Genomic DNA, 24511 nt, shown 5'->3' on the forward strand with positions numbered 1-24511 from the left:
TCAAGCGCTTTGCTCCAACTGACGGCCCGCGCCGCGTTTTTTCAAATGAATCATCAACAGCGAAATCGCTGCCGGGGTCACACCCGGGATCCGCGAAGCCTGGCCCAGGGTCTCTGGACGAGTCGCGCCGAGCTTGCTCTGGATCTCCTTGGAGAGACCGGAAATGTTCGTGTAATCGATATCCACAGGCAGTTTGGTGTTCTCGCTGGCCCGCAGGCGAGCGATTTCATCCTGTTGGCGATCGATGTAACCGGCGTACTTGGTCTTGATTTCAACCTGCTCAGCGACCTGTGGATCTTCGGCGCCGTGCCCGGTCACTTCGACCAGACCAGCGTAGTCGATTTCCGGACGGCTCAAGAGGTTGAGCAAGTTGTATTCGTGGGTCAGCGGGGTGCCGAACTTTTCAGCGATCGCATCGCCCTGTTCAGTACCGGGGCGAACCCAAGTGCTCTTCAGGCGCTGCTCTTCGAGTTCGATGCTTTCGCGCTTTTTGCAGAACGCCGCCCAACGCACGTCATCCACCAGGCCCAGTTCACGGCCCTTCTCGGTCAACCGCAGATCAGCGTTGTCTTCACGCAGGATCAGGCGGTATTCGGCACGGGAGGTGAACATCCGATACGGTTCTTGCGTGCCAAGGGTGATCAAGTCGTCAACCAACACCCCGATGTACGCCTCGTCGCGACGCGGGCACCAACTGTCCTTGCCCTGGGCACGCAATGCGGCGTTGGCCCCGGCCAGCAAACCCTGGGCTCCGGCTTCTTCGTAACCGGTAGTGCCGTTGATTTGCCCGGCGAAGAACAGGCCGCCGATCACTTTGGTTTCCAGGCTGTACTTCAGGTCACGCGGGTCGAAGTAGTCGTACTCGATGGCATAGCCCGGACGCACGATATGGGCGTTTTCCATACCGCGGATCGATTGCACGATCTGCAACTGCACATCGAACGGCAAGGATGTGGATATCCCGTTCGGATACAGCTCGTGAGTCGTCAAACCTTCCGGCTCGATAAAGACCTGATGGCTTTCCTTGTCGGCAAAGCGGTGGATCTTGTCTTCGATCGACGGGCAATAACGCGGGCCAATGCCTTCGATCACCCCGGAATACATCGGCGAACGGTCGAGGTTCGAGGCGATGATTTCGTGAGTTCGGGCATTGGTGTGGGTAATCCAGCAACTGACCTGCCTGGGATGCTGTTCCTTGGATCCCATGAACGACATCACGGGGATCGGTGTGTCGCCCGGTTGCTCGGCCATCACCGAAAAATCCACGGAACGACCGTCAATACGCGGTGGCGTACCGGTTTTCAGGCGACCGACACGCAGCGGCAGTTCACGCAAGCGGTGAGCCAGGGCAATCGACGGTGGATCACCGGCACGACCGCCGGAATAGTTCTGCATGCCGATGTGGATAAGTCCACCGAGGAAGGTTCCGGTGGTCAACACCACAGAGTCTGCGAAGAAACGCAGGCCCATTTGGGTGATAACACCGCGTACTTGTTCCTGCTCGACGATCAGGTCATCCGCGGCCTGTTGAAATATCCACAGGTTCGGTTGGTTTTCCAGTGCCTCGCGTACCGCAGCCTTGTACAGGACGCGGTCGGCCTGGGCACGAGTAGCGCGCACGGCGGGGCCTTTGCGGCTGTTCAACACGCGGAACTGGATACCACCTTTGTCAGTGGCCATGGCCATGGCGCCGCCAAGGGCGTCGATTTCCTTGACCAGGTGACTCTTGCCGATCCCACCAATCGCGGGATTGCAGCTCATTGCTCCGAGGGTTTCCACGTTATGCGTCAGCAACAGGGTTTTTGCCCCCATGCGTGCTGATGCAAGTGCTGCCTCGGTACCGGCATGACCGCCGCCGATGACGATCACTTCAAAACGGGAAGGGAAATCCACCACGCACCTCGTGCCTGCTTCAGTTAGGTAATCAGGAATAGTTTGAGATCAGGTTTTTGGACCTGGTCGACAAGTATAGGGACTTCGCCCTTCCTAAAGAACCCTTTGCACAAAAATTAACCAGCTGTGGGTAAGTCACGGATAATAGAAATTAAAAAGAAAGAAATTTATTAAATCTTTGTTTTTATGTTTATTTCTATGCAGCACTCTTTCTGTGGATAGATTGCTACAGCCCTTTGATTTCAATATGTACAGCAATTCAAAAGTCTGTGGTCATGTAGCCATGAGACCGTTGGATAACCGCTTTAAGCCTGTGGATGAATGGGGTGCTTATCCACAGGTGTGGTTTTCCACGGTTTTCAGGCCCAGTTATCAACGGGTCTTAGCTGCGGTTATTCACAGGGCTTAATCCACAGAAAATCGCCAAATAGGGCAAATACCGCCCACGGGAATGCCCCGAAGCAGTCAATGCCGTTCGACTAATACTGAAAAATAGATAGTTTTTGGAGGTAGGAGCACGGCTTGCCAGCGATTGAAGCGACGCGATAGATCAGAGTTACCGCGTCGCGAGCACGCTCGGCTCCTAAACAAGCGAGGTGGGGGAGATTATTTACCGATGCAAAAGCTGGAAAAGATCCTACCCAACAGGTCATCAGAGCTGAACTCACCGGTAATTTCCCCCAGTGACTGCTGAGCCTGACGTAAATCCTCAGCCAGAAGCTCTCCAGCGCCAGCCAATGTCAGTTGGGCGCGGCCATGCTCGAGTGAGGCACTGGCATGGCGCAGGGCTTCGAGGTGGCGACGACGGGCACTGAAGCTGCTTTCCGAGGTCTGCTCATAGCCCATGCAGGCTTTGAGATGGTCACGCAGCAACTCCAGGCCGTCGCCAGCAGATTTGGCACTCAAGCTGATGGTGACGTGGCCATCGTCACTGACTTGCAGCTCCATCGCCTCGCCGGTGAGGTCAGCCTTGTTACGGATCAGGGTGACCTTGGCTGGATCCGGGCGTTGTTCAAGGAACTCAGGCCACAAGGCAAATGGATCGAGCGCCTCAGGTGCCGTGGCGTCGACCACCAACAGCACCCGATCCGCTTCGCCAATCGCCTTCAAGGCCCGTTCCACACCGATCTTCTCGACCTGGTCATCGGTATCGCGCAGGCCAGCAGTGTCCACAACGTGCAGCGGCATGCCATCGATGTGGATATGTTCGCGCAGGATGTCCCGGGTGGTCCCGGCAATTTCGGTGACGATGGCCGCTTCCCGTCCTGCCAGGGCATTGAGCAGACTGGACTTGCCAGCATTCGGACGACCGGCAATGACCACGGTCATGCCGTCGCGCAACAACGCCCCTTGGCCCGCCTCACGCAGCACGGTGGATAACTCTTCACGAACGGCATCGAGCATGCTGAGCACGTGGCCATCGGCCAAGAAGTCGATTTCCTCTTCAGGGAAGTCGATCGCGGCTTCGACGTAGATACGCAGTGCAATTAACTGCTCCGTGAGGCTATGCACCCGCTGGGAGAATGCGCCTTGCAACGAACGCAGTGCATTGCGCGCCGCTTGTGCCGAGCTGGCTTCGATCAAGTCAGCAATGGCTTCGGCCTGAGCCAGGTCCAGCTTGTCGTTGAGAAACGCGCGCTCGCTGAACTCACCCGGCCGGGCCAGGCGGCAGCCCAGTTGCAGACAGCGCTGCAGCAGCATATCCAGAACAATCGGGCCGCCGTGGCCTTGAAGTTCCAGTACATCTTCACCGGTAAATGAGTTGGGCCCGGGAAAGTACAGCGCAAGGCCTTCATCCAGCACTTGTGCATCGTCGCTCAGAAATGGGCCGTAATGGGCGTAGCGCGGCTTGAGTTCCCGGCCACTGATGGCTTTCGCCGCCAGGCTGGCCAGCGGCCCGGAAATACGAACGATACCGACGCCCCCACGGCCCTGGGCGGTGGCGACGGCGGCGATGGTTTCACGAGGAGCGCTCATAAACCGTTATCCCGATAAAATGGCAGATAGCAAAACGCCCCACGAGGGGGCGTTTTGAATGGTTACATACCGTGTAGATTACGCCTCGGTTTTTTTCGCCGCGGCTTCAACTTTACGGGTGATGTACCACTGTTGGGCGATCGACAGGCAGTTGTTCACTACCCAATACAGCACCAGACCGGCCGGGAACCACAGGAAGAAGAAGGTGAAGATGATTGGCATCAGCTTCATCACCTTGGCCTGCATCGGGTCCGGAGGCGTCGGGTTCAGTTGCTGCTGGATGAACATGGTGGCGCCCATGATGATCGGCAGGATGAAGAACGGATCCTTGATCGACAGGTCGGTAATCCACAACATGAACGGAGCCTGGCGCATTTCCACGCTTTCCAGGAGTACCCAGTACAGCGAGAGGAAAACCGGCATCTGCACGAGGATTGGCAAGCAACCACCCAGCGGATTGATCTTCTCCTTCTTGTACAACTCCATCATGGCTTGCGACATTTTCTGCCGGTCGTCGCCATGTTGCTCTTTCAGTGCAGCCAGTTTCGGAGCCACTGCACGCATGCGCGCCATGGATTTGTAGCTGGCAGCCGACAGCGGGAAGAAGATCCCTTTGATCAGCATGGTCAGGAAAATGATCGACCAGCCCCAGTTACCCACAATCGCGTGGATGTGTTGCAGCAGCCAGAAGATCGGTTGAGCGATGAACCACAGAATGCCGTAGTCAACCGTCAGCTCCAGACCTGGGGATAACTCTTTGAGTATCGCCTGGCTTTTTGGACCTGCGTACAGGGTGGCGCTGGTTTCAGCCTTGGCACCTGGCGCAACGGTCATGGCTGGGCCAGTGAAACCGATGATGTAGTTGCCTTGGCTGTCTTTACGGGTCTGCACCACGTTGTTTTCGTTCTTCGGCGAAATCCAGGCCGTCACGAAATAGTGTTGCAGCCAGGCTACCCAGCCACCGGTCACGGTTTCTTTGAGCGAGCCCTTGTCGATATCTTTCATCGACACTTTTTTGTACGGCTCTGAACTTGTCCACAGGGCAGCGCCCAGGTAAGTGGCAGTGCCGGTGGCAGTCGTCGAGGAAGGATCGGCGCTTGCATCACGCTTGAGCTGGGCAAACAGGTTGCCAGTCCAGGCCTTGTCGCTGGTGTTGTCGATCAAGTAAGTGACTTTCAGATCGTACAAACCGCGGGTAAAGGTGAAGCGCTTGATGTAGTTCACACCCGCATCGCTGAATTTCAGGTCAACGTTGAACTGGTTCTGGCCATCAGCCAGTTGATAAGTCTTCTGTTCGGTCGAATAAACCGGACGACCGGTAGGACGCGCATCCGGACCGTCGGTGCCGGTCAGGCCGCTTTGAGCCAGATAAGTACGTTCACCACCGTTATCGAACAGTTGGAACGGGATTTCTGGATGGTCCTGGCGACGTGGATACTTCGGCAGCATCAGTTGGGCAACATCACCGCCCTGAGGGTCGATGGCCAGTTCGAGCACATCCGTTTTTACATGGATGAGATCTTTGTTGGCCGCTACCGGAGTTTCGGTAGGGGTACTGGTATCGCCATTCGCGCTGGGAACATCGGCACTGGCGGAAGCATTGCTACCCAGTGGAGTGTCCGCAATAGCAGGGGCAGCCTGATTGGCAGCAACATTCTGAGTCGGCAGGGCAGCCTGGCCATAGTCCTGGTTCCATTTCAGGACCATGACATAGGACACGATTGCCAGGGCGACGATCAGGATCGTGCGTTTAATATCCATGATTACTCGGCCATCGAAGAAGAACGGGAGGTAGGGATAGGCGGAACCGGGTCATAACCACCGGGATTCCACGGATGACAGCGACCTAAACGACGAAAGGCCAGCCAGCCACCGCGTAGAAGGCCATGATTTTCAATGGCTTCATACGCGTAGCAGGAACAACTGGGGTAGAAACGACAGTGACTGGCCATCAGAGGACTAATGGCATAGCGATAAAACTGGATCGGAACGAGTGCCAGTTTACGCATCAGTGCTGTCTACCCCTACAGTTTCGGTTTTGACTGCTGGTACCGGCGTGCTGCGTGCCAGACGTTTCCAGAGTTTGCCGAAATGCTGAATCAATTCGGGGTTTTCTACATCGCCCAAACCTTTGCGCGCGACGATAACGATGTCCCACCCGACCAGAGAATCCTGGTTGAGGCGAAACGATTCGCGCATCAGACGTTTGAGACGATTGCGTTCAACGGAGAGCTTCACGCTCTTTTTCCCGATAACCAGCCCTAAGCGGGGGTGATCGAGATCGTTGGTGCGTGCAAGGAGCAGGAGATTTTTCCCCGGAACCTTGCCGGTAGGGGAGTCAAAGACTGCCTTGAAATGCCGGGGGGTCAGCAAACGCTTTTCCCGACTGAAGTCCTGACTCACCTCCAGTACCGGATTATCAAACTGCCAGACGCGCACGACCTTTGGCGCGACGACGCGACAGGACGGCACGGCCGTTTTTGGTAGCCATGCGAGCACGGAAACCGTGGGTACGAGCGCGTTTGATAGTGCTTGGTTGGAAAGTACGTTTCATGTCGTGTTACCTGGTTCGTCCACAACGGGCCGGAATGGCCCCCGTTTTAAGAGACCGGGGATTCTAGAGAAAGCAAGCGTCTAGGTCAATTTCCAACCAGCGTTTCCTTTAAATGGTTTCTCAGGTGCTCCGCCCTGGACGGCAGACAGCCAAATATAAAAATAAAGAAGGAAAGTATTTAAAGCTCTTTTGTAAAGCTTATAAAAGCTAGGGCCGACATTATCTGTGGATAACCTCGCTCAGCCCTTGTACTGCAAGCTGTACAGAGGATGACAACTACAGGGGGAAACGGTGCTTAGCCTGTGCTGCACTGTCGGATAAGCTGTGTGTGAAAGCGCTAGTTATCCACAGGCACGTTATCCACCGAGTTTCCCCCCTACTTGTACAACGGGCTTAGGCCTGCTTATCCACAGAGCTTATGCACAGACCGTCGGTCGTCTTTTTTGCGTATAAATTGTTGATTCAGCGATACCTGTGAGCAAGCTACGTGTGGATAAGTCCGCGTCTGGTCGCTACAATGGCCGCTTGTTTTTGCCTCACCGGCTTTCAACTTAGGGGATATCCGTGTCAGTGGAACTTTGGCAGCAGTGCGTGGAGCTTTTGCGCGATGAGCTGCCTGCCCAACAATTCAACACTTGGATCCGTCCACTACAGGTCGAAGCCGAAGGCGACGAGTTGCGTGTCTACGCACCTAATCGCTTTGTTCTCGACTGGGTTAACGAAAAGTACCTGAGTCGTGTGCTCGAACTGCTGGATGAGCATGGCAATGGCATGGCGCCAGCGCTGTCCTTATTAATAGGCAGCAAACGCAGTTCTGCACCGCGTGCAGCACCGAATGCGCCCTTGGCTGCGGCAGCGTCGCACGCCCTGGCAGCTTCAGCCCCCGCGCCAGTCAGTGCTCCGGCACCTGCCACGCCGAACAAGCGGGCTACGCAGAAGGTTGCCCAGGTCAGTGAAGAGCCGTCCCGCGACAGCTTCGACCCAATGGCTGGCGCCAGCTCGCAACAGGCACCGATACGTGCAGAACAACGCACTGTGCAGGTTGAGGGCGCGCTCAAGCACACCAGTTACCTGAACCGTACCTTCACCTTTGAAAACTTCGTCGAAGGTAAGTCCAACCAGTTGGCTCGCGCAGCCGCCTGGCAGGTCGCGGACAACCCCAAGCACGGCTATAACCCGCTGTTCCTATATGGCGGCGTAGGCTTGGGTAAAACCCACTTGATGCACGCTGTGGGTAACCATCTATTAAAGAAGAACCCGAATGCCAAGGTCGTGTACCTGCATTCGGAGCGTTTCGTGGCGGATATGGTGAAGGCGTTGCAACTCAACGCCATCAACGAGTTCAAGCGTTTCTACCGTTCGGTGGATGCCTTGCTCATCGATGACATTCAATTCTTCGCCCGCAAGGAACGCTCCCAGGAAGAGTTCTTCCACACCTTTAACGCCTTGCTCGAAGGTGGCCAGCAGGTCATCTTGACCAGCGACCGATACCCGAAGGAAATCGAAGGCCTTGAAGAGCGCTTGAAGTCGCGCTTCGGTTGGGGATTGACGGTCGCCGTCGAGCCTCCGGAGTTGGAAACCCGCGTCGCGATCCTGATGAAGAAAGCCGACCAGGCCAAAGTCGACCTGCCACACGATGCGGCGTTCTTCATTGCCCAGCGCATTCGCTCCAACGTCCGCGAGTTGGAAGGCGCGCTCAAGCGCGTTATCGCTCACTCGCATTTCATGGGCCGCGACATCACCATCGAATTGATTCGCGAATCCTTGAAAGACCTGCTGGCGCTCCAGGACAAGCTGGTCTCTGTGGATAACATTCAGCGCACCGTCGCCGAGTACTACAAGATCAAGATTTCCGACTTGTTGTCCAAACGCCGTTCGCGTTCGGTCGCTCGTCCGCGGCAAGTGGCGATGGCCTTGTCCAAAGAATTGACCAACCACAGCCTGCCGGAGATCGGCGATGTGTTTGGCGGCCGTGATCACACCACCGTATTGCACGCCTGCCGCAAGATTAACGAACTTAAGGAATCCGACGCGGACATCCGCGAGGACTACAAGAACCTGCTGCGTACACTGACCACTTGATGAACACCAGCGCAGCTTATTAAGGCAAGGGACTAGACCATGCATTTCACCATTCAACGCGAAGCCCTGTTGAAACCCCTGCAACTGGTCGCAGGTGTCGTCGAGCGCCGACAGACCTTGCCGGTGCTCTCCAACGTGCTGCTGGTTGTCGAAGGCCAGCAACTGTCGCTGACCGGTACCGACCTGGAAGTCGAACTGGTCGGTCGTGTACAGCTCGAAGAGCCTGCCGAACCGGGCGAGATTACTGTCCCGGCGCGCAAGCTGATGGACATCTGCAAAAGCCTGCCAAACGACGCGCTGATCGATATCAAGCTCGATGAGCAGAAACTCGTGGTCAAGGCTGGCCGCAGCCGCTTCACCCTGTCGACGTTGCCCGCCAACGATTTCCCGACGGTGGAAGAAGGCCCAGGCTCGTTGACCTGCAGCCTGGAGCAAAGCAAGTTGCGCCGCCTGATTGAGCGCACCAGCTTTGCCATGGCCCAACAGGATGTTCGTTATTACCTCAACGGTATGCTGCTGGAAGTATCCGAAGGGATCATCCGTGCCGTGGCCACCGACGGCCACCGCCTGGCCATGTGCTCGATGCGGGCTGATATCGGGCAGCCGGATCGTCACCAGGTGATCGTTCCGCGCAAGGGGATCCTGGAGTTGGCTCGCCTGCTGACCGAGCCGGACGGTAATGTCAGCATCGTTCTGGGCCAGCACCACATTCGTGCTACCACGGGTGAGTTCACCTTCACCTCGAAGCTGGTCGATGGCAAGTTCCCGGACTACGAGCGCGTTCTGCCCAAAGGTGGCGACAAGCTGGTATTGGGCGATCGCCAGGCGCTGCGTGAAGCCTTCAGCCGTACTGCGATTCTTTCCAACGAGAAGTACCGTGGTATCCGTCTGCAACTGGCCAACGGTCAGTTGAAGATCCAGGCGAACAACCCGGAGCAGGAAGAAGCGGAAGAAGAAGTTGGCGTTGAGTACAACGGCGGCTCGCTGGAAATCGGCTTCAACGTGAGCTACCTGCTCGACGTGCTGGGTGTGATGACCACTGAACAGGTTCGCCTGATTCTGTCCGACTCCAACAGCAGTGCGCTGGTGCAAGAGTCCGACAATGACGACTCGGCTTACGTCGTCATGCCGATGCGCCTGTAACATGCTCAGCAACCGCTAGATGTCCCTCAGTCGCGTTTCAGTCACCGCGGTGCGCAACCTGCACCCGGTGACCTTCTCCCCCTCCCCCCGCATCAACATTCTGTACGGCGCCAACGGCAGTGGCAAAACCAGCGTGCTGGAAGCCATCCACCTGCTGGGGCTTGCCCGTTCGTTTCGTAGTACCCGCCTATTACCGGTCATTCAGTACGAGCAGTTGGCGTGCACGGTGTTCGGTCAGGTCGAGTTGGCGGAAGGCGGACATAGCGCCTTGGGGATATCCCGGGATCGTCAGGGCGAGTTTCAGATCCGCATCGACGGGCAGAATGCCCGCAGTGCGGCGCAACTGGCAGAAACCCTACCCTTGCAATTGATCAACCCGGATAGCTTTCGCCTATTGGAAGGTGCACCAAAGATTCGTCGACAGTTTCTCGATTGGGGTGTGTTCCACGTGGAACCACGCTTCATGTCCACTTGGCAGCGCTTGCAGAAGGCCCTGCGCCAGAGAAACTCTTGGCTGCGGCATGGTACACTTGACGCCGTTTCGCAAGCGGTTTGGGACAGGGAATTGTGCCAGGCTAGCGCTGAAATTGATGAATACCGCCGCGCCTACATCAAAGCCTTGAAACCAGTCTTTGAACAGACCTTGAGCGAACTCGTCGAACTCGAGGGCTTAACGCTTAGCTATTACCGGGGATGGGACAAGGAGCGAGAGCTGAGTGCAGTGCTCGCCGCGTCCGTACACCGGGACCAGCAAATGGGGCATACCCAGGCCGGACCACAACGCGCTGATTTGCGTCTTCGATTGGGGGCGCACAATGCTGCGGACATCCTGTCCCGTGGCCAGCAGAAGTTGGTGGTCTGTGCGTTGCGTATAGCCCAAGGGCACTTGGTCAGTCAGGCCCGGCGCGGCCAGTGTATTTATCTGGTGGATGACTTGCCGTCCGAACTGGATGAGCAGCATCGCCGCGCGCTTTGCCGTTTGCTGGAAGACTTACGCTGCCAGGTGTTTATCACCTGTGTAGATCATGAATTATTGAGGGAAGGCTGGCAGACGGAAACGCCAGTCGCTTTGTTCCACGTGGAACAGGGCCGTATCACCCAGACCCACGACCATCGGGAGTGAAGGCATGAGCGAAGAAAATACGTACGACTCAACGAGCATTAAAGTGCTGAAAGGCCTGGATGCCGTACGCAAACGTCCCGGTATGTACATTGGTGACACCGACGATGGCAGCGGTCTGCACCACATGGTGTTCGAGGTGGTCGATAACTCGATCGACGAAGCTTTGGCCGGCCATTGCGACGACATCAGCATCATCATCCACCCGGACGAATCCATCACCGTGCGCGACAACGGTCGTGGCATCCCGGTAGACGTGCATAAAGAAGAAGGCGTTTCGGCTGCCGAGGTCATCATGACCGTGCTGCACGCCGGCGGTAAGTTCGACGATAACTCCTACAAAGTATCTGGCGGGTTGCACGGTGTAGGTGTTTCCGTGGTGAACGCCCTCTCCGAATTGCTGGTGCTGACGGTGCGTCGCAGCGGCAAAATCTGGGAACAGACCTACGTTCACGGTGTTCCCCAGGAGCCGATGAGGATCGTTGGTGAGAGCGAGACCACCGGCACCCAGATCCATTTCCGTCCGTCCGACGAAACCTTCAAGAATATCCACTTCAGCTGGGACATCCTGGCCAAGCGGATTCGTGAGTTGTCCTTCCTTAACTCCGGTGTTGGCATCGTCCTCAAGGACGAGCGCAGCGGCAAGGAAGAGCTGTTCAAGTACGAAGGGGGCTTGCGTGCGTTCGTTGAGTACCTGAACACCAACAAGACGCCGGTCAACCAGGTGTTCCACTTCAGCGTCCAGCGTGAAGACGGCATCGGCGTGGAAATCGCCCTGCAGTGGAACGACAGCTTCAACGAGAACCTGTTGTGCTTCACCAACAACATTCCTCAGCGTGACGGCGGTACTCACCTGGTGGGTTTCCGTTCCGCCCTGACGCGTAACCTGAACACCTACATCGAAGCTGAAGGCCTGGCGAAGAAACACAAAGTCGCCACCACCGGTGACGATGCCCGTGAAGGCCTGACCGCGATCATTTCGGTGAAAGTGCCGGATCCGAAGTTCAGCTCCCAGACCAAGGACAAGCTGGTGTCTTCCGAAGTGAAGACCGCCGTCGAACAGGAAATGGGCAAGTACTTCTCCGACTTCCTGTTGGAAAACCCGAACGAAGCCAAGCTGGTTGTTGGCAAGATGATCGACGCGGCCCGGGCCCGTGAAGCGGCGCGTAAAGCCCGTGAGATGACTCGTCGCAAGGGTGCGCTGGATATTGCTGGCCTGCCAGGCAAACTGGCGGACTGCCAGGAAAAAGACCCTGCCCTCTCCGAACTGTACCTGGTGGAAGGTGACTCTGCTGGCGGCTCCGCCAAGCAGGGACGTAACCGCCGGACCCAGGCCATTCTGCCGCTCAAGGGTAAAATCCTGAACGTCGAAAAGGCCCGCTTCGACAAGATGATCTCTTCCCAGGAAGTGGGCACCTTGATCACCGCGCTGGGCTGTGGCATTGGTCGCGATGAGTACAACATCGACAAGCTGCGCTACCACAACATCATCATCATGACCGACGCCGACGTCGACGGTTCGCACATCCGTACCCTGCTGCTGACGTTCTTCTTCCGTCAATTGCCGGAGCTGATCGAGCGTGGCTACATCTACATCGCCCAGCCACCGTTGTACAAAGTGAAAAAGGGCAAGCAAGAGCAGTACATCAAAGACGACGACGCCATGGAAGAGTACATGACGCAGTCGGCCCTGGAAGATGCAAGCCTGCACTTGAACGAAGATGCCCCTGGGATCTCCGGCGAAGCGCTGGAGCGTCTGGTGAACGACTTCCGCCTGGTGATGAAGACCCTCAAGCGTCTGTCGCGCCTGTATCCGCAGGAGCTGACCGAGCACTTCATCTACCTGCCAGCCGTGAGCCTGGAACAGCTGTCCGATCACGCTGCGATGCAGGATTGGCTGGCCAAGTACGAAGTACGCCTGCGCACCGTCGAGAAGTCGGGCCTGGTCTACAAGGCTAGCCTGCGTGAAGACCGTGAACGTAACGTCTGGCTGCCGGAGGTTGAACTGATCTCCCACGGCCTGTCGAACTACGTCACCTTCAACCGCGACTTCTTCGGCAGCAATGACTACAAGACCGTTGTGTCCCTGGGCGCTCAACTGAGCACCTTGTTGGATGACGGTGCCTACATCCAGCGTGGCGAGCGCAAGAAGCCGGTTACCGAGTTCAAGGAAGCCCTTGAATGGCTGATGGCGGAAAGCACCAAGCGCCACACCATCCAGCGATACAAAGGTCTGGGCGAGATGAACCCGGATCAGCTATGGGAAACCACCATGGACCCAAGCCAGCGCCGGATGCTCAAGGTAACGATTGAAGACGCCATTGGCGCTGACCAGATCTTCAACACCCTGATGGGTGATGCGGTCGAACCACGTCGTGAGTTCATCGAAAGCAACGCCCTGGCGGTGTCGAACCTGGACTTCTGATCCAGGTGTCGACGGGGAAAGTTATTTTCCGTCCAGGCTAATAGCATAAACCCCGGCAGATGCAGATCTGCCGGGGTTTTTTGCTTTATGGGTCGGGGGGTATCTGGAGAGTAAGCGTCCAGCGACTAATACAATGGAGGTCGCTCGCTATTAGGTCCAATAGGCTTCATGACTGAGCTTCATCTGCTCGTGGTACGTTTTCCAGTACATAGTTCAGCAGTTTTTCCAGACTCGCCTCGAGTGTCTCTCCTGCGGTATCAAGATACAGTTGCGGGTGATGTGGGGGTTCATAGGGTGCGCTGATACCGGTGAACTCGGAGAGTTCGCCGGTTCTCGCCTTACGGTATAACCCTTTAGGATCCCGAGCCTCACAGGTCTGCAGGTCAGCGGCTACATGAATCTCGTGAAAGCCATGGGCATGAGCCTGTCGTGCCTTGGCGCGGTCCTCGCGATACGGTGAGATGACTGCCGCGATGCAGATTAGCCCTGCATCGGCAAACAATGCCGCCACCGTCCCTACACGGCGAATGTTCTCGCTTCGGTCTGCATGGCAGAACCCGAGATCGGCGTTGAGGCCTGTGCGTAGGTTATCGCCGTCCAGTACATAGCAGGCGTAACCGAGCGTAAACAGGGTCCGCTCCAGCGCGTGGGCCAACGATGACTTACCTGAGGCCGACAGCCCCGTGAGCCAGATCACTGCGCCGTTATGGCCATAACGCGCTTTGCGCGTCAGATCTGTCAGGGCAGAGTTGGTGGGTGTTAAGTGATCGATCATGTTTAGGGCTTATTAAGCAGCGTGGATGTTCGTTCAACCGTTCTGGCCACAGGTACGCCTGTCTTCACTACCGTAGTAGTGGATCTGAGGCAAGCTGTTGAGTCAATCCGCATCGACTCCTTCGGGCTCGCCACCGCTCCCATGTATGGGACACGTCTTACTCGTTTGTAAGGGAATGAACACTCATTAGTGAGCTTTCTCTCAGCAATGATGGCTATTTGCTTGACGCAACTTGCGGCTATCGTAGACTCCGCATATCCGTCAGGGAGTCACGGTTATGCCGCGTTTTGGATGTTGGGTTGTTGGATTTGCCTTTGTAACGTGTGCGGTACAGGCGCAAACGCCTGCGCCAGACGATCCGCTGCTGGAAAACAGTGCCGTCGGCGGCAGTGTACAAGCCAGCAGCGAAGCCCGCGGTGTGCTTCGGGCTCGGGATCAGGCGGTCCTTGCCAGCGAGTTGCCGGGGCGAGTTGTCGAGTTGCCCTTCAGCGAGGGGGAGTCGTTCAAGAAGGGCGATACCCTGGCGCGTTTCGACTGCTCGGGTTTTCAGGCTCAGCTCAACGCGGCTCAAGCGGCCAGCCATGGGGCCAGTGAAGAATTGGCTCACAATAAGCAGCTGGCGGCGCTGAATTCGGTCGGGCGTTTCGAAGTGGCACGGGCCGAGGCCAAGGTCAGCGAAACCCAGGCGCAGTCCCAGGTCTATCAGGTGCAGGTCAAGCGTTGCAGTGTGCTCGCGCCGTTTGACGGTCAGGTGGTGGAGCGCAAGGTCCAGCGTTATGAAAGCGTTGCCGCCGGAGCCCCATTGCTGGATGTGGTCGACAACCGGACCCTGGAAATTCATCTGCTGATTCCGTCGCGCTGGATGGGCAAGCTCAAGCCCGGCCAGACTTTCAGTTTTGTTCCTGATGAAACCGGTCAACCACTCGATGCCACGGTCAAGCGCTTGGGTGCTCGGATCGATGAAGGCAGCCAGACCTTGTTGCTGGTGGCGACGCTGCCCAACGCTACGGGTTTGTTGGCTGGCATGAGCGGAACGGCGCGTTTCGCGGAGCTCAAGTGAACGCCCCGGTGACTGGTGGCCCCGAACAGGTATTCGCCCGTTTTCTCGACCTTGAACGGCTGACCCGCGCGGCCCGTACCCCGGCGCAACTGGCCTACAGCCTGGTGAACGACGGCCAGGCGCTGTTCGGCTTCCGCCATGCAGCGCTGTTGATTGCCGGCAAGGTGCAGGCTGTGACCGGCGTCAGTGCAGTGGACCCGAACGCGCCATTCGTGGCGTTCGTCGAGCAAGCGGTGGCTCAGTTGTTCAAACTCGACGTGCTGAAACAGGCACGGGTGGTCTCGCATGACCTCCTGAGTGAGTCGATTCAGGCGGATTGGCAAAGCCTGTCCGCCGCTCAAGTGTTCTGGCTGCCGCTGGTAGATCATCAGGGCGACGTGTTCGGTGGTCTATGGCTGGCCCGAGACGTTCCATGGAATCCTTCCGAGCAAGTCTTGCTGTCGCAACTGGGCGACACATACAGCCATGCCTGGTTGGCGCTGAAACCGCACAAACCGTGGCGGTTGCGCTGGACCCGTAAACGTCAGGCGGCGCTGGTGGCGGCGTTGCTGCTCGGGTTGTTGATCCCTGTGCGTCAATCGGTGCTGGCGCCCGCCGAAGTAGTGCCGCTTGGCGGACGGGTGGTGGCTGCGCCGCTGGATGGGGTGATTGCCGAGTTTCTGGTCAAACCCAACCAGACGGTAAAGCCCGGCGACCTGCTGCTGCGCTTCGAAAACACGACCCTCAAGGCTCAGGCCGATGTCTCCGAACGTGCCTTGGGCGTGGCCGAAGCCGAACTCAAGGCCAATTCCCAGCGTTCCTTCGCCGATGCTGAATCCAGCTCTAAAAATGACTTGCTGGCGGCCCGGGTCGAACAAAAGCGCGCTGAACGTGATTACGCCCGCGAACTGCTCAAACGCAGCGATGTGCGCGCCGAGCGGGATGGCATCGCGGTGTTTGCCGACGCCGAACGGTGGACGGGTAAACCGGTGCAGACTGGCGAACGGCTGATGGAAATCGCTGACCCGAACCAGGCCGAGTTGCGTATCGAACTGGCCGTAGGCGATGCGATTGCTCTGGAGCCGGGGGCGCAGGTCGCGCTGTTTCTGGACAGCGATCCGTTGCAGCGGCATCTGGCCAAACTCGAACGCTCGGCCTACGAAGCGCAGCCTACCGCCGGTGGACAACTGGCTTATCGACTGGACGCGAATTTTGACGCGGCACCACCGCGTATCGGTTTGCGCGGCACCGCCAAAATCTTTGGCGATCGCGCACCGCTGGCGTTGTACCTGCTGCGTCGACCGCTGGCCGGGTTGCGCCAAAGCGTGGGCTTGTAGATGAGCCTGCCTAGCCTGCGGGCAGACCTGCAACTGTCGGCGGCGGCCCCGGCGCTTGACGGCTCGCCCCGTTGGACCCTGGCCGACCCGGTACGTGGACGCTACTTCAAACTCGGTGCGGCGGCGATGCGCCTGTTGCGTCATTGGTCCCTGGGCGATCCGGAGCAGGTGTTGCGCGCCGCCAATCGTGAGCCGGGGCTGCTGCTCGATGGCACCGAGCTTGAGCAGTTGCTGAGTTTCTTGCGTGGCCACGACCTGATCAGTGCCCTCGACCCGCAACAACGTGCCAGTTACAGCCTCAAGGCCACCGCCCAGCGCCAGGCGCTGTGGCAGATCCTGCTGCATCAATACCTTTTTTTCCGGATTCCGCTGTGGCGCCCGGATGCGTTTCTCAATCGCGCCTGGCCCTGGCTGGCGCGTTTCGGTCCGCGTGGATTGCGCTACGGTTTGCCGGCCCTGCTGGGGCTTGGGGTGTTTCTGGTGTCCCGGGACTGGCAGCGCTTTATCGCGACGTTTCCGCATTTATTCAGTCTCGGTGGTGCATTGTCGTTTGGCGTCGCGCTGTTTTTCGCCAAGCTTTGCCACGAGTTCGGTCACGCCTTCATGGCCAAGCGCGCGGGTTGCCGGGTGCAAAGCATGGGCGTGGCGTTCATGGTCATGCTGCCGATGTTTTACACCGATGTCAGCGACGCCTGGCGGGTCAATGATCGGCGTACCAGGTTGCTGATTGGTGCTGGCGGCGTGCTGGCGGAGTTGCTGCTGGCCTGCATCGCATTACTCGCCTGGTCGCTGCTGCCCGACGGTCCCGCACGCACGGCGGCTTTCATGCTCGCCAGTGCCACCTGGATCACTACGTTGGTGATCAACCTCAACCCGTTCATGCGTTTCGATGGTTACTTTTTGCTCAGCGATTTCTGGGAAGTCGACAACCTTCAGGGGCGAGCCTTTGCCCTGTGCCGCTGGCATTTGCGCGAGGTCTTGTTCGGCTATGGTGCGCCGGCGCCGGAACCCTGGTCGCCATCGATGCAACGGCGTTTGCTGATTTGGGGTTATGGCTCGTGGATTTGGCGCGCGGTGCTATTTTTCGGGATCGCGCTGGCGGTGTATCACCTGTTCTTTAAGCTGTTGGGCATCTTCCTGATGCTCGTGGAACTGGTGTGGTTCATCTTTTTGCCGATCGCGCGCGAGTGGCGTGAGTGGTGGACCCGGCGCGACCAGGCCCACGCCCCTAGGGTCTTGCTGAGTACCCTGGGGTTGGTTGTGATGGTTTTACTGCTGGCGGTGCCGTGGCGTAGCGCGGTGGAGGTGCCGTCGATGCTGGAGGCCGGCCGCGTCAGCACGTTGCATGCGCCGGTAGCGGCGCGAGTCAAGCAGGTGAATGTCAGCGATGGTCAATGGGTGGGCCAGGGGGATGTATTGATTGAGCTGGAGTCGCCAGATCTCGATTCACGCCAGGCCATCGTCCGGCGGGAAATCCAGGTCCAGCAATTGCAGATGCGCCGGCAGGCCAGCCGCAGTGAAACCGCAGCTGACGCCGGGATTGTCGAGCAACGTCTGGCCGAGGCGGTGGCCGAATATCGTGGATTGGTCGCGCAACGGGAGCGCTTGCTGATCCGCGCACCGCAGACCGGCAAGGTGCGTGACCTGTTGCCGCAATTGATCGCAGGTCGTTGGCTATCACCCAAAGAACCTTTGGTCCGGGTGGTCGAAGAAGGTGCGCGTTTAAGAGGGTATCTGGCCGAGGCCGAGTTGTGGCGAGTCGCCCCTGGGGCTCATGGGCGGTTTATCGCCGAGGATCCTATGCGCCCGGCCGTCGCGGTGCAGTTGAGTGAAATCGACGCCAACGGTGCCGGGTTCATTGATCAGGAAGCGTTGACGTCGGACCACCACGGACCGATTGCCGTGCGCCGTGACCAGAGTCAGCGGCCGGAACCGGTTCAGGCGCAATACGCGGTACGCCTCACGACGCTGGAGGCGATTGCCACGCCGATCCAGCCTTTGCGCGGCGTGGCGGTGGTGCAAGGCCGCAGTGAGTCGCTGCTGGGAACGGCGTGGCGCCGGTTGGCGGCGCTGGGCGTCAGGGAGAGTGGTTTTTAGCGCAGGGAGACTCGCAAAGCTGAACAACAACACGGGTGGTGCGTCGTTGCGCTATCCCCCTCTTTCGGGTTCGGCAGGCTGGAAAAATCCGTTGAAACGGTCACGGGGGCCGTCAGTTTCGAGGGTAAAAGCAACGGATGGATTAAACGTTTCACCAGCTCTGGTTCGCTGATTTCAGAGGGGTAGAGCTTTTTTTGCGCCGAATTGATATCAAAACACCACTAGTCGAATGTACCGTCTTTGGCCTACGATTTGTCCTACAAACGGACTTTCGACTATGGTGAAAGGATTGCAGCAGTTCCACTTTATCTCCGGATTGCCACGCTCAGGGTCTACTCTGCTGGCGGCTATTCTGTTGCAGAACCCGCGCTTTCATGCGGGGATGACCAGCCCGGTCGGCTCACTCTTTACCAGTGTTCTCGAACAATTCAGTGCCGGCAGTGAATTCGGCGCGGTCATCGATACCCCGTTGCGCCGCCGACTTTTGCGCGGGCTGTTCGATTCCGTTTATGCCGAGCAGGTAAACACTCCCGTCATCTTCGATACCAATCGTCAGTGGTGCTCGCGTCTGCCTGCGCTGCAAGACTTGTTCCCCAAAACCAAAACCATTGCCTGTGTACGCAACGTCGCCTGGGTGATGGACAGCCTTGAGCGTGTGTACCGCGCCAACCCGTTCGAGAACACCAAGCTGTTCAACGACGAAGTCGAACGCAACACCGTCTACAGCCGTTGTGAAACCCTCGCTCAGCGCAATCGCCTGGTGGGTTTTGCCTGGACCGCGCTCAAAGAAGCCTATTACGGCGAACACGCCGACTCTTTGCTGATTGTCGATTACGACCTGCTTAGTCAGGCGCCTGAGCGGGTGCTGCGTCTGGTCTACGAATTCATCGGTGAACCGTGGTTTGAGCATGATTTCAACAACATCGTCTACGACGCGCCGGAGTTCGATCAGGCACTTGGCGTCTCGGGGCTGCATCGGGTCAAACGCAAGGTGGCGCTGGAGCCCCGACGTACGATCCTGCCGCCGGACCTGTTCGACAAGTACGCAGAGTTGTCCTTTTGGCACGATGGGTCCTCCAGCGCTGCCAATGTTATTCGTATGAAATCCGACGCCGCGATCAATTGATCGCGGCTTTTTATTGGCGCTAACAAACGTTCGAGTTCGGGTGAGCAGCATGTGGTGGAGCAACGGCAAATCGCACAAGGCCCAGGGCACTCGCGTACTGGCATCGCCAATGATCATGTCCCTGGAACCGCGAATGCTGTTCGACGGTGCGGTCGCGGCCACGGTGGCCGATGCGGCCCAGCCTGACACTCACCCCACGGCTGACGCGGCCAAGGCGCCGACGGCCGATCACCCGATTGCCAGCAAGGATACCCATGGCCAGGCGGATAACGCCTCGGCGGCTACGCCCGCACCGGCGGCAACACCCACTGCCGTGCCTGGCCAAAGCGTGGTGTTCGTCGATTCGCGAATCAAGGATGCCGATAGCTTGCTAAAAGGCGTGGCACCTGACACCCAAGTGGTCCGGCTCGACGCCACGAAAGACGGTTTGCAGCAGATCGCCGCTTACCTGGATACCCATCAGGGTGTCAGTTCGGTGCAGATCATTGCCCACGGTAATGCCGGCGACCTGTGGCTGGGCAACAGCTACCTGTCGGCCGACAACGTCGCCGCCCGCAGCGCCGTGCTGGCCGAGATCGGCAAGGACATGAACGCCGGTGGCGATATTCTGATTTACGGCTGCTACACCGCCGAAGGTGATCGCGGGCTGAGCTTCGTCGAATCGCTGGCGCAATTGACCGGTCGCGATGTGGCGGCATCGAACAACCGCACCGGCGTGGGTGGCGACTGGGATCTGGAAATCGCTACTGGCACCATCGAAAGCGCCAACGTGCTGTCGAGCAAAGCCATGAGCGAATACCAGTGGGGGCTGGCCACGTGGACGGCGACCAACAATCTCAACTCGGGCGTCGGCTCGTTGCGTGCGGCGCTGGCGTCGGCGCAGAACGGTGACATCGTCACGTTCAGCTCCGGCATGACCGTCCAGCTCACGTCTGAATTGCTGATCAACAAGAGCATCACCGTCGATGGCGACCTGAACAACGACGGCGTCGCCGACGTGACCCTCGACGGTCAATACAAGACTCGCGTGGTGGAAGTGACCTCCGGTAACACCGTGACCCTCGACGGGCTAGTGATCACCAAAGGCCTGGTGGCGGGCAACGGTGGTAATGGTGGTTCAGCCGCTGCGGGGGCCATGGGCGGCGGCATTTTCAACGCGGGGACTCTGACCCTGAACAACGTGACAGTGACTGCCAACGCCGCCTCCGGCGGTGGTGGTGGCGGTGGTGTGACCGGCGGTTATGTCGGCGGTGGCGGTGGTGGCGGTGCCGGTATCGGTGGCCAGGTCGGTGGCCATGGCGGCTCGTCAGGCCCGGCTACCGGCACCTATGCCGGCGGTGCGGGCGGTGCCAATGCCGGTGGTTATGGCGGTGGTTACAGCCCGACCGACATGGGCGGCCGCGGCGGCACCAGCACCGGTGGCGTCGGCGGCAATGGCGGCAGCGCCGGAGCCGGTTACAGTCATGGCGGCAACGGCGGTTCGGCCAGCAACGGCACGCTGTCCATTGGTGGCGGCGGCGGTGGTTCCGGCTGGGACAAAGTCGGCGGCGTCGGTGCCAACGCGGCAGGTGGTATCTACAACGCCGCGAGTGGCACCCTGAAAGTCATCGGCAACTCGGTCATCAGCAATAACATTGCTGCCGGTGGCGGCGGTGGCGGTGGCGGTGGGGTCGGCAGCAACGGCGCCGATGGCGGGGCTGGCGGTCGCGGCGTCGGCGCGATCTGGAACAACGGCGGCGTGGTGCTGATCACCGCGAGCAACTTTGCCGCGATCAGTGGCAACGGCGCTGCCAGCGGTGGCGGCGGTCTGTCGAACGGTGGCTCGACGGGTACAACGCCGAGTGCGCTGGTGGGCATCTACAACAACGGCGGTACGCTCAACACCGCTTACGTGGAACCACCGACCGCCACCATCGTGGTCGCCGACACCGCGCTGAAAATCGGCGAAACCTCGCTGGTGACCATCACCTTCAGCCGCGCGGTAAACGGTTTTACCAACGCCGACCTGACCATTGCCAACGGCACGCTGACCAATGTGTCCAGCGCCGACGGCGGTATCACCTGGACGGCAACCTTTACGCCGACCAACAACATTACCGACACCACCAACCTCATCACCCTCGACAACACCGGGGTGACGGCGGTGTCCGACAGCGTGGCAGGCGTCGGCACTACCAACTCCAACAATTACGTCATCGATACTCAGCGACCGACCGCAACCATCGTGATGGCAGACACTGCCCTGAAAATCGGCGACACCTCGCTGGTGACCATCACGTTCAGCGAGGCAGTGAGCGGTTTCACCAACGCCGACCTGACCATTATTGCCAACGGTACGCTGACTAACGTCAGCAGCGCCGACGGCGGCATCACCTGGACGGCGACGTTCACCCCGAACGCGAGCATTACCGATGCCACCAACCTGATTACCCTGGACAACACCGGGGTGGCGGATCTGGCCGGCAACGCTGGCAGCGGCACCACCGATTCGGCCAATTATGTGGTCGACACCGTGCGGCCGACCGCGACCATTGTCGTTGCCGACACCAATCTGGCGGCAGGCGAAACCTCTGTGGTGACCATCACCTTCAGCGAAGCGGTGAGCGGCTTCACCACCGCCGACCTGACGGTGGCCAACGGCACCTTGAGCGGACTGAGCAGCAGCGACGGCGGCATCACCTGGACCGCCACGCTGACGCCAACCACGAGCGTCACCGACACCACCAACCTGATCACTCTGGACAATACCGGGGTCAATGACCTGGCCGGCAACGCCGGCACTGGCAGCACCAACTCCAACAACTACGCGATCGACACCGCACGGCCGACTGCGACCATCGTGGTCGCCGATACCGCGCTGAAAATCGGTGAAACGTCGTTGGTGACCATCACCTTCAGTGAAGCGGTCAGTGGGTTCACCAATGCCGACCTGAGCATTGCCAACGGCACGTTGAGCGCAGTCAGCAGCGCGGATGGCGGCATCACCTGGACGGCGACGTTCACGCCGACCAGCAGCATCACCGACGCCACCAACCTGATCACCCTCAATAATAGCGGGGTTGCGGATCTGGCGGGCAACGCCGGCAGCGGCACCACCGATTCGGCCAATTATGTGGTCGACACCGTGCGGCCGACCGCCACCGTGGTGTTCACGCAAAGCACCTTGAAAATCGGCGACACCTCGCTGGTGACCATCACCTTCAGCGAAGCGGTCAGCGGTTTTACCAATGCCGACCTGACCATCGCCAACGGCTCCCTGACGGCGGTCAGCAGCGCGGACGGCGGCATCACCTGGACGGCAACGTTCACACCGAGCGCGAACGTCACCGACGCCACCAACCTGGTGACGCTGGACAACACTGGCGTTACCGACCTGGCCGGCAATGCCGGCAGTGGCACCACCGATTCGAACAACTACAGCATCGACACCCAGCGTCCAACCGCAACCATCGTGATCGCCGATCCGAGCCTGAGCGCCGGCGAAACCTCGCTCGTGACCATCACCTTCAGCGAAGCGGTCAGCGGTTTCACCAACGCCGACCTGACCGTCCCCAACGGCACGCTCACGGCGGTCAGCAGCGCCGATGGCGGCATCACCTGGACGGCGACCTTCACGCCGACCGGCGGGATCAACGACACCAGCAACATCATCACCCTGGCCAACACCGGTATCGCTGACCTGGCCGGGAACGCCGGCACGGGCACGACCAACTCCGGCAATTTCACCATCAACACCGTGGCGCCAACCGCCACCATCATCGTCGCGGACAACAGCTTGACCATTGGTGAAACGACGACGGTGACCGTCACCTTCTCCGAGGCCGTCACCGGTTTTACCAACGCTGACTTGACCATCGCCAACGGTACTCTCTCCGCGGTGAGCAGCAGCGACGGCGGTATCACCTGGACGGCAACTTTCACCCCGACCAGCAACATCAAGGACGTGAGCAACCTGATCACCCTCGACAACAGCGGCGTGCAAAACGCCTCCGGCAACGCCGGCAACGGCACCACCAATTCCAACAACTACGCCATCGACACCCAACGCCCCACCGCAACTGTCGTGCTCGCCGACACGGCACTGGGCGTCGGCCAGACCACCACCGTGACCATTACGTTCAGCGAGGCCGTGAGCGGTTTGACCCTGGCCGATCTGACCGTGGCCAACGGCACGCTCTCCGGACTGACGACTTCGGACAACATCACCTTCACGGCAACGTTTACTCCGTTGGCGGGCATCACGGACACCAGCAACATCATCACCCTGGACAACACCGGCATCACTGACATAGCGGGCAACACCGGCAGCGGCACCACCGACTCACCCAACTATGTGATCGATAGCCAGCGCCCGACTGCCACCATCGTCATCAGTGATACCGATCTGCGTCCTGGCGAAACCGCGCTCGTCACGATCACCTTCTCCGAAGCGGTCAGCGGCTTCGACAACAGCGACCTGAGCGTCGCCAACGGTACGCTGAGCAACGTTTCGTCGAGCGATGGCGGCATCACCTGGACGGCGACGTTTACCCCGACTATTGGTGTCACCGATGCCTCTAACCTGATCGTCTTGAATAACAGTGGCATCAGCGATCTGGCCGGCAATGCCGGTACCGGCACCACCAACTCGGCCAACTACGCGGTGCAGACCGAAGTGCCAACCGCGACCATTGTCGTCGCGAACACGGCGCTCAAGGCCGGCGGAACCTCGACGGTGACCATCACCTTCAGCGAGGCGGTCACCGGTTTCACCAACGCTGACCTGACCGTCGCCAACGGCACCCTGAGCAACGTGGCATCCAGCGACGGCGGCATCACCTGGACCGCAACGCTCACCCCAACCAGCAATGTCACCGACACCACCAACCTGATCACACTCGACAACAGCGGCGTTACCAACGGGTCGGGCAACAGTGGCGTGGGCGTGACCGACTCCAACAACT

The 24511-nt window shown here is 59.0% G+C and carries 16 protein-coding genes; 9 read left to right on the forward strand and 7 right to left on the reverse strand.

All coding sequences use genetic code 11. The annotated features are described in order from the left end of the window. The 6 genes from mnmG to rpmH form a co-directional block, all read right to left on the reverse strand. Positions 1 to 1893: a tRNA uridine-5-carboxymethylaminomethyl(34) synthesis enzyme MnmG gene (gene mnmG / locus BMW74_RS06990; protein WP_093415584.1), complete on the reverse strand. Its 1893-nt coding sequence runs from the start codon at positions 1891 to 1893 to the stop codon at positions 1 to 3. 606 nt (positions 1894 to 2499) lie between these two features. Then, on the reverse strand, positions 2500 to 3870 hold the full coding sequence (mnmE, locus tag BMW74_RS06995) for a tRNA uridine-5-carboxymethylaminomethyl(34) synthesis GTPase MnmE (protein WP_093415586.1): 1371 nt from the start codon (positions 3868 to 3870) through the stop codon (positions 2500 to 2502). A gap of 78 nt (positions 3871 to 3948) precedes the next feature. Next, a complete protein-coding gene (gene yidC / locus BMW74_RS07000) occupies positions 3949 to 5631 on the reverse strand; it encodes a membrane protein insertase YidC (RefSeq protein ID WP_093415588.1) in 1683 nt (560 codons plus the stop codon). Positions 5632 to 5633: 2 nt separating this feature from the next. Next, positions 5634 to 5879, reverse strand: coding sequence for a membrane protein insertion efficiency factor YidD (yidD, locus tag BMW74_RS07005; protein WP_080761984.1), 246 nt, complete (start codon positions 5877 to 5879; stop codon positions 5634 to 5636). Further along, positions 5872 to 6273 (reverse strand): ribonuclease P protein component, encoded by a 402-nt coding sequence (gene rnpA / locus BMW74_RS07010; RefSeq protein ID WP_218189035.1) that lies wholly within the window; start codon positions 6271 to 6273, stop codon positions 5872 to 5874. Before rnpA ends, yidD begins: the two co-directional genes overlap by 8 nt. Positions 6274 to 6289: 16 nt before the next feature. Next, on the reverse strand, positions 6290 to 6424 hold the full coding sequence (rpmH, locus tag BMW74_RS07015; RefSeq protein WP_003213577.1) for a 50S ribosomal protein L34: 135 nt from the start codon (positions 6422 to 6424) through the stop codon (positions 6290 to 6292). 564 nt (positions 6425 to 6988) lie between these two features. Here rpmH and dnaA point away from each other — a divergent pair. The 4 genes from dnaA to gyrB are packed head-to-tail and all read left to right on the forward strand — an operon-like array spanning position 6989 to position 13194. Next, entirely contained in the window at positions 6989 to 8506 is a 1518-nt protein-coding gene (dnaA, locus tag BMW74_RS07020) for a chromosomal replication initiator protein DnaA (RefSeq protein WP_093415592.1), read from the forward strand. Between the two features lie 39 nt (positions 8507 to 8545). Then, positions 8546 to 9649 carry a DNA polymerase III subunit beta gene (dnaN, locus tag BMW74_RS07025; protein ID WP_093415594.1) on the forward strand — a complete coding sequence of 368 codons (1104 nt, stop codon included), beginning with the start codon at positions 8546 to 8548 and terminating at the stop codon, positions 9647 to 9649. A 19-nt stretch (positions 9650 to 9668) separates the two neighbouring features. Continuing rightward, positions 9669 to 10772: a DNA replication/repair protein RecF gene (gene recF, locus BMW74_RS07030; protein WP_093415596.1), complete on the forward strand. Its 1104-nt coding sequence runs from the start codon at positions 9669 to 9671 to the stop codon at positions 10770 to 10772. 4 nt (positions 10773 to 10776) lie between these two features. After that, positions 10777 to 13194 (forward strand): DNA topoisomerase (ATP-hydrolyzing) subunit B, encoded by a 2418-nt coding sequence (gene gyrB / locus BMW74_RS07035; protein WP_093415598.1) that lies wholly within the window; start codon positions 10777 to 10779, stop codon positions 13192 to 13194. 166 nt (positions 13195 to 13360) lie between these two features. Here the strand turns inward: gyrB and cysC are convergent, their stop codons facing one another. Then, entirely contained in the window at positions 13361 to 13969 is a 609-nt protein-coding gene (cysC, locus tag BMW74_RS07040; protein WP_093415601.1) for an adenylyl-sulfate kinase, read from the reverse strand. Positions 13970 to 14246: 277 nt separating this feature from the next. On the opposite strand from cysC, the gene BMW74_RS07045 reads away from it, so the two are divergent. The 5 genes from BMW74_RS07045 to BMW74_RS07065 form a co-directional block, all read left to right on the forward strand. Beyond that, positions 14247 to 15029 (forward strand): efflux RND transporter periplasmic adaptor subunit, encoded by a 783-nt coding sequence (locus BMW74_RS07045; protein ID WP_093415604.1) that lies wholly within the window; start codon positions 14247 to 14249, stop codon positions 15027 to 15029. Then, on the forward strand, positions 15026 to 16345 hold the full coding sequence (locus BMW74_RS07050; RefSeq protein ID WP_093415607.1) for an efflux RND transporter periplasmic adaptor subunit: 1320 nt from the start codon (positions 15026 to 15028) through the stop codon (positions 16343 to 16345). The genes BMW74_RS07045 and BMW74_RS07050 overlap by 4 nt, the downstream gene beginning before the upstream one ends. Further along, positions 16346 to 18442 carry a site-2 protease family protein gene (locus BMW74_RS07055; protein ID WP_093415609.1) on the forward strand — a complete coding sequence of 699 codons (2097 nt, stop codon included), beginning with the start codon at positions 16346 to 16348 and terminating at the stop codon, positions 18440 to 18442. Between the two features lie 280 nt (positions 18443 to 18722). After that, positions 18723 to 19568, forward strand: a complete 846-nt coding sequence (locus BMW74_RS07060; RefSeq protein ID WP_175479173.1) for a sulfotransferase — start codon at positions 18723 to 18725, stop codon at positions 19566 to 19568. Between the two features lie 49 nt (positions 19569 to 19617). Continuing rightward, positions 19618 to 24511 (forward strand): Ig-like domain-containing protein (locus tag BMW74_RS07065; protein WP_093416072.1); only part of this gene is annotated, 4894 nt, incomplete at its 3' end.

The sequence above is a fragment of the Pseudomonas sp. ok272 genome, assembly GCF_900109995.1.
In the GTDB taxonomy this organism is placed as follows: Bacteria; Pseudomonadota; Gammaproteobacteria; order Pseudomonadales; family Pseudomonadaceae; genus Aquipseudomonas.

Coding starts and splice junctions, on each gene's coding strand:
- mnmE (WP_093415586.1), bottom strand. CDS start 3,870: ATGAGCGCTCCTCGTGAAACCATCGCCGCCGTCGCCACCGCCCAGGGC.
- yidC (WP_093415588.1), bottom strand. CDS start 5,631: ATGGATATTAAACGCACGATCCTGATCGTCGCCCTGGCAATCGTGTCC.
- yidD (WP_080761984.1), bottom strand. CDS start 5,879: ATGCGTAAACTGGCACTCGTTCCGATCCAGTTTTATCGCTATGCCATT.
- rpmH (WP_003213577.1), bottom strand. CDS start 6,424: ATGAAACGTACTTTCCAACCAAGCACTATCAAACGCGCTCGTACCCAC.
- dnaN (WP_093415594.1), top strand. CDS start 8,546: ATGCATTTCACCATTCAACGCGAAGCCCTGTTGAAACCCCTGCAACTG.
- recF (WP_093415596.1), top strand. CDS start 9,669: ATGTCCCTCAGTCGCGTTTCAGTCACCGCGGTGCGCAACCTGCACCCG.
- gyrB (WP_093415598.1), top strand. CDS start 10,777: ATGAGCGAAGAAAATACGTACGACTCAACGAGCATTAAAGTGCTGAAA.
- cysC (WP_093415601.1), bottom strand. CDS start 13,969: ATGATCGATCACTTAACACCCACCAACTCTGCCCTGACAGATCTGACG.
- BMW74_RS07045 (WP_093415604.1), top strand. CDS start 14,247: ATGCCGCGTTTTGGATGTTGGGTTGTTGGATTTGCCTTTGTAACGTGT.
- BMW74_RS07055 (WP_093415609.1), top strand. CDS start 16,346: ATGAGCCTGCCTAGCCTGCGGGCAGACCTGCAACTGTCGGCGGCGGCC.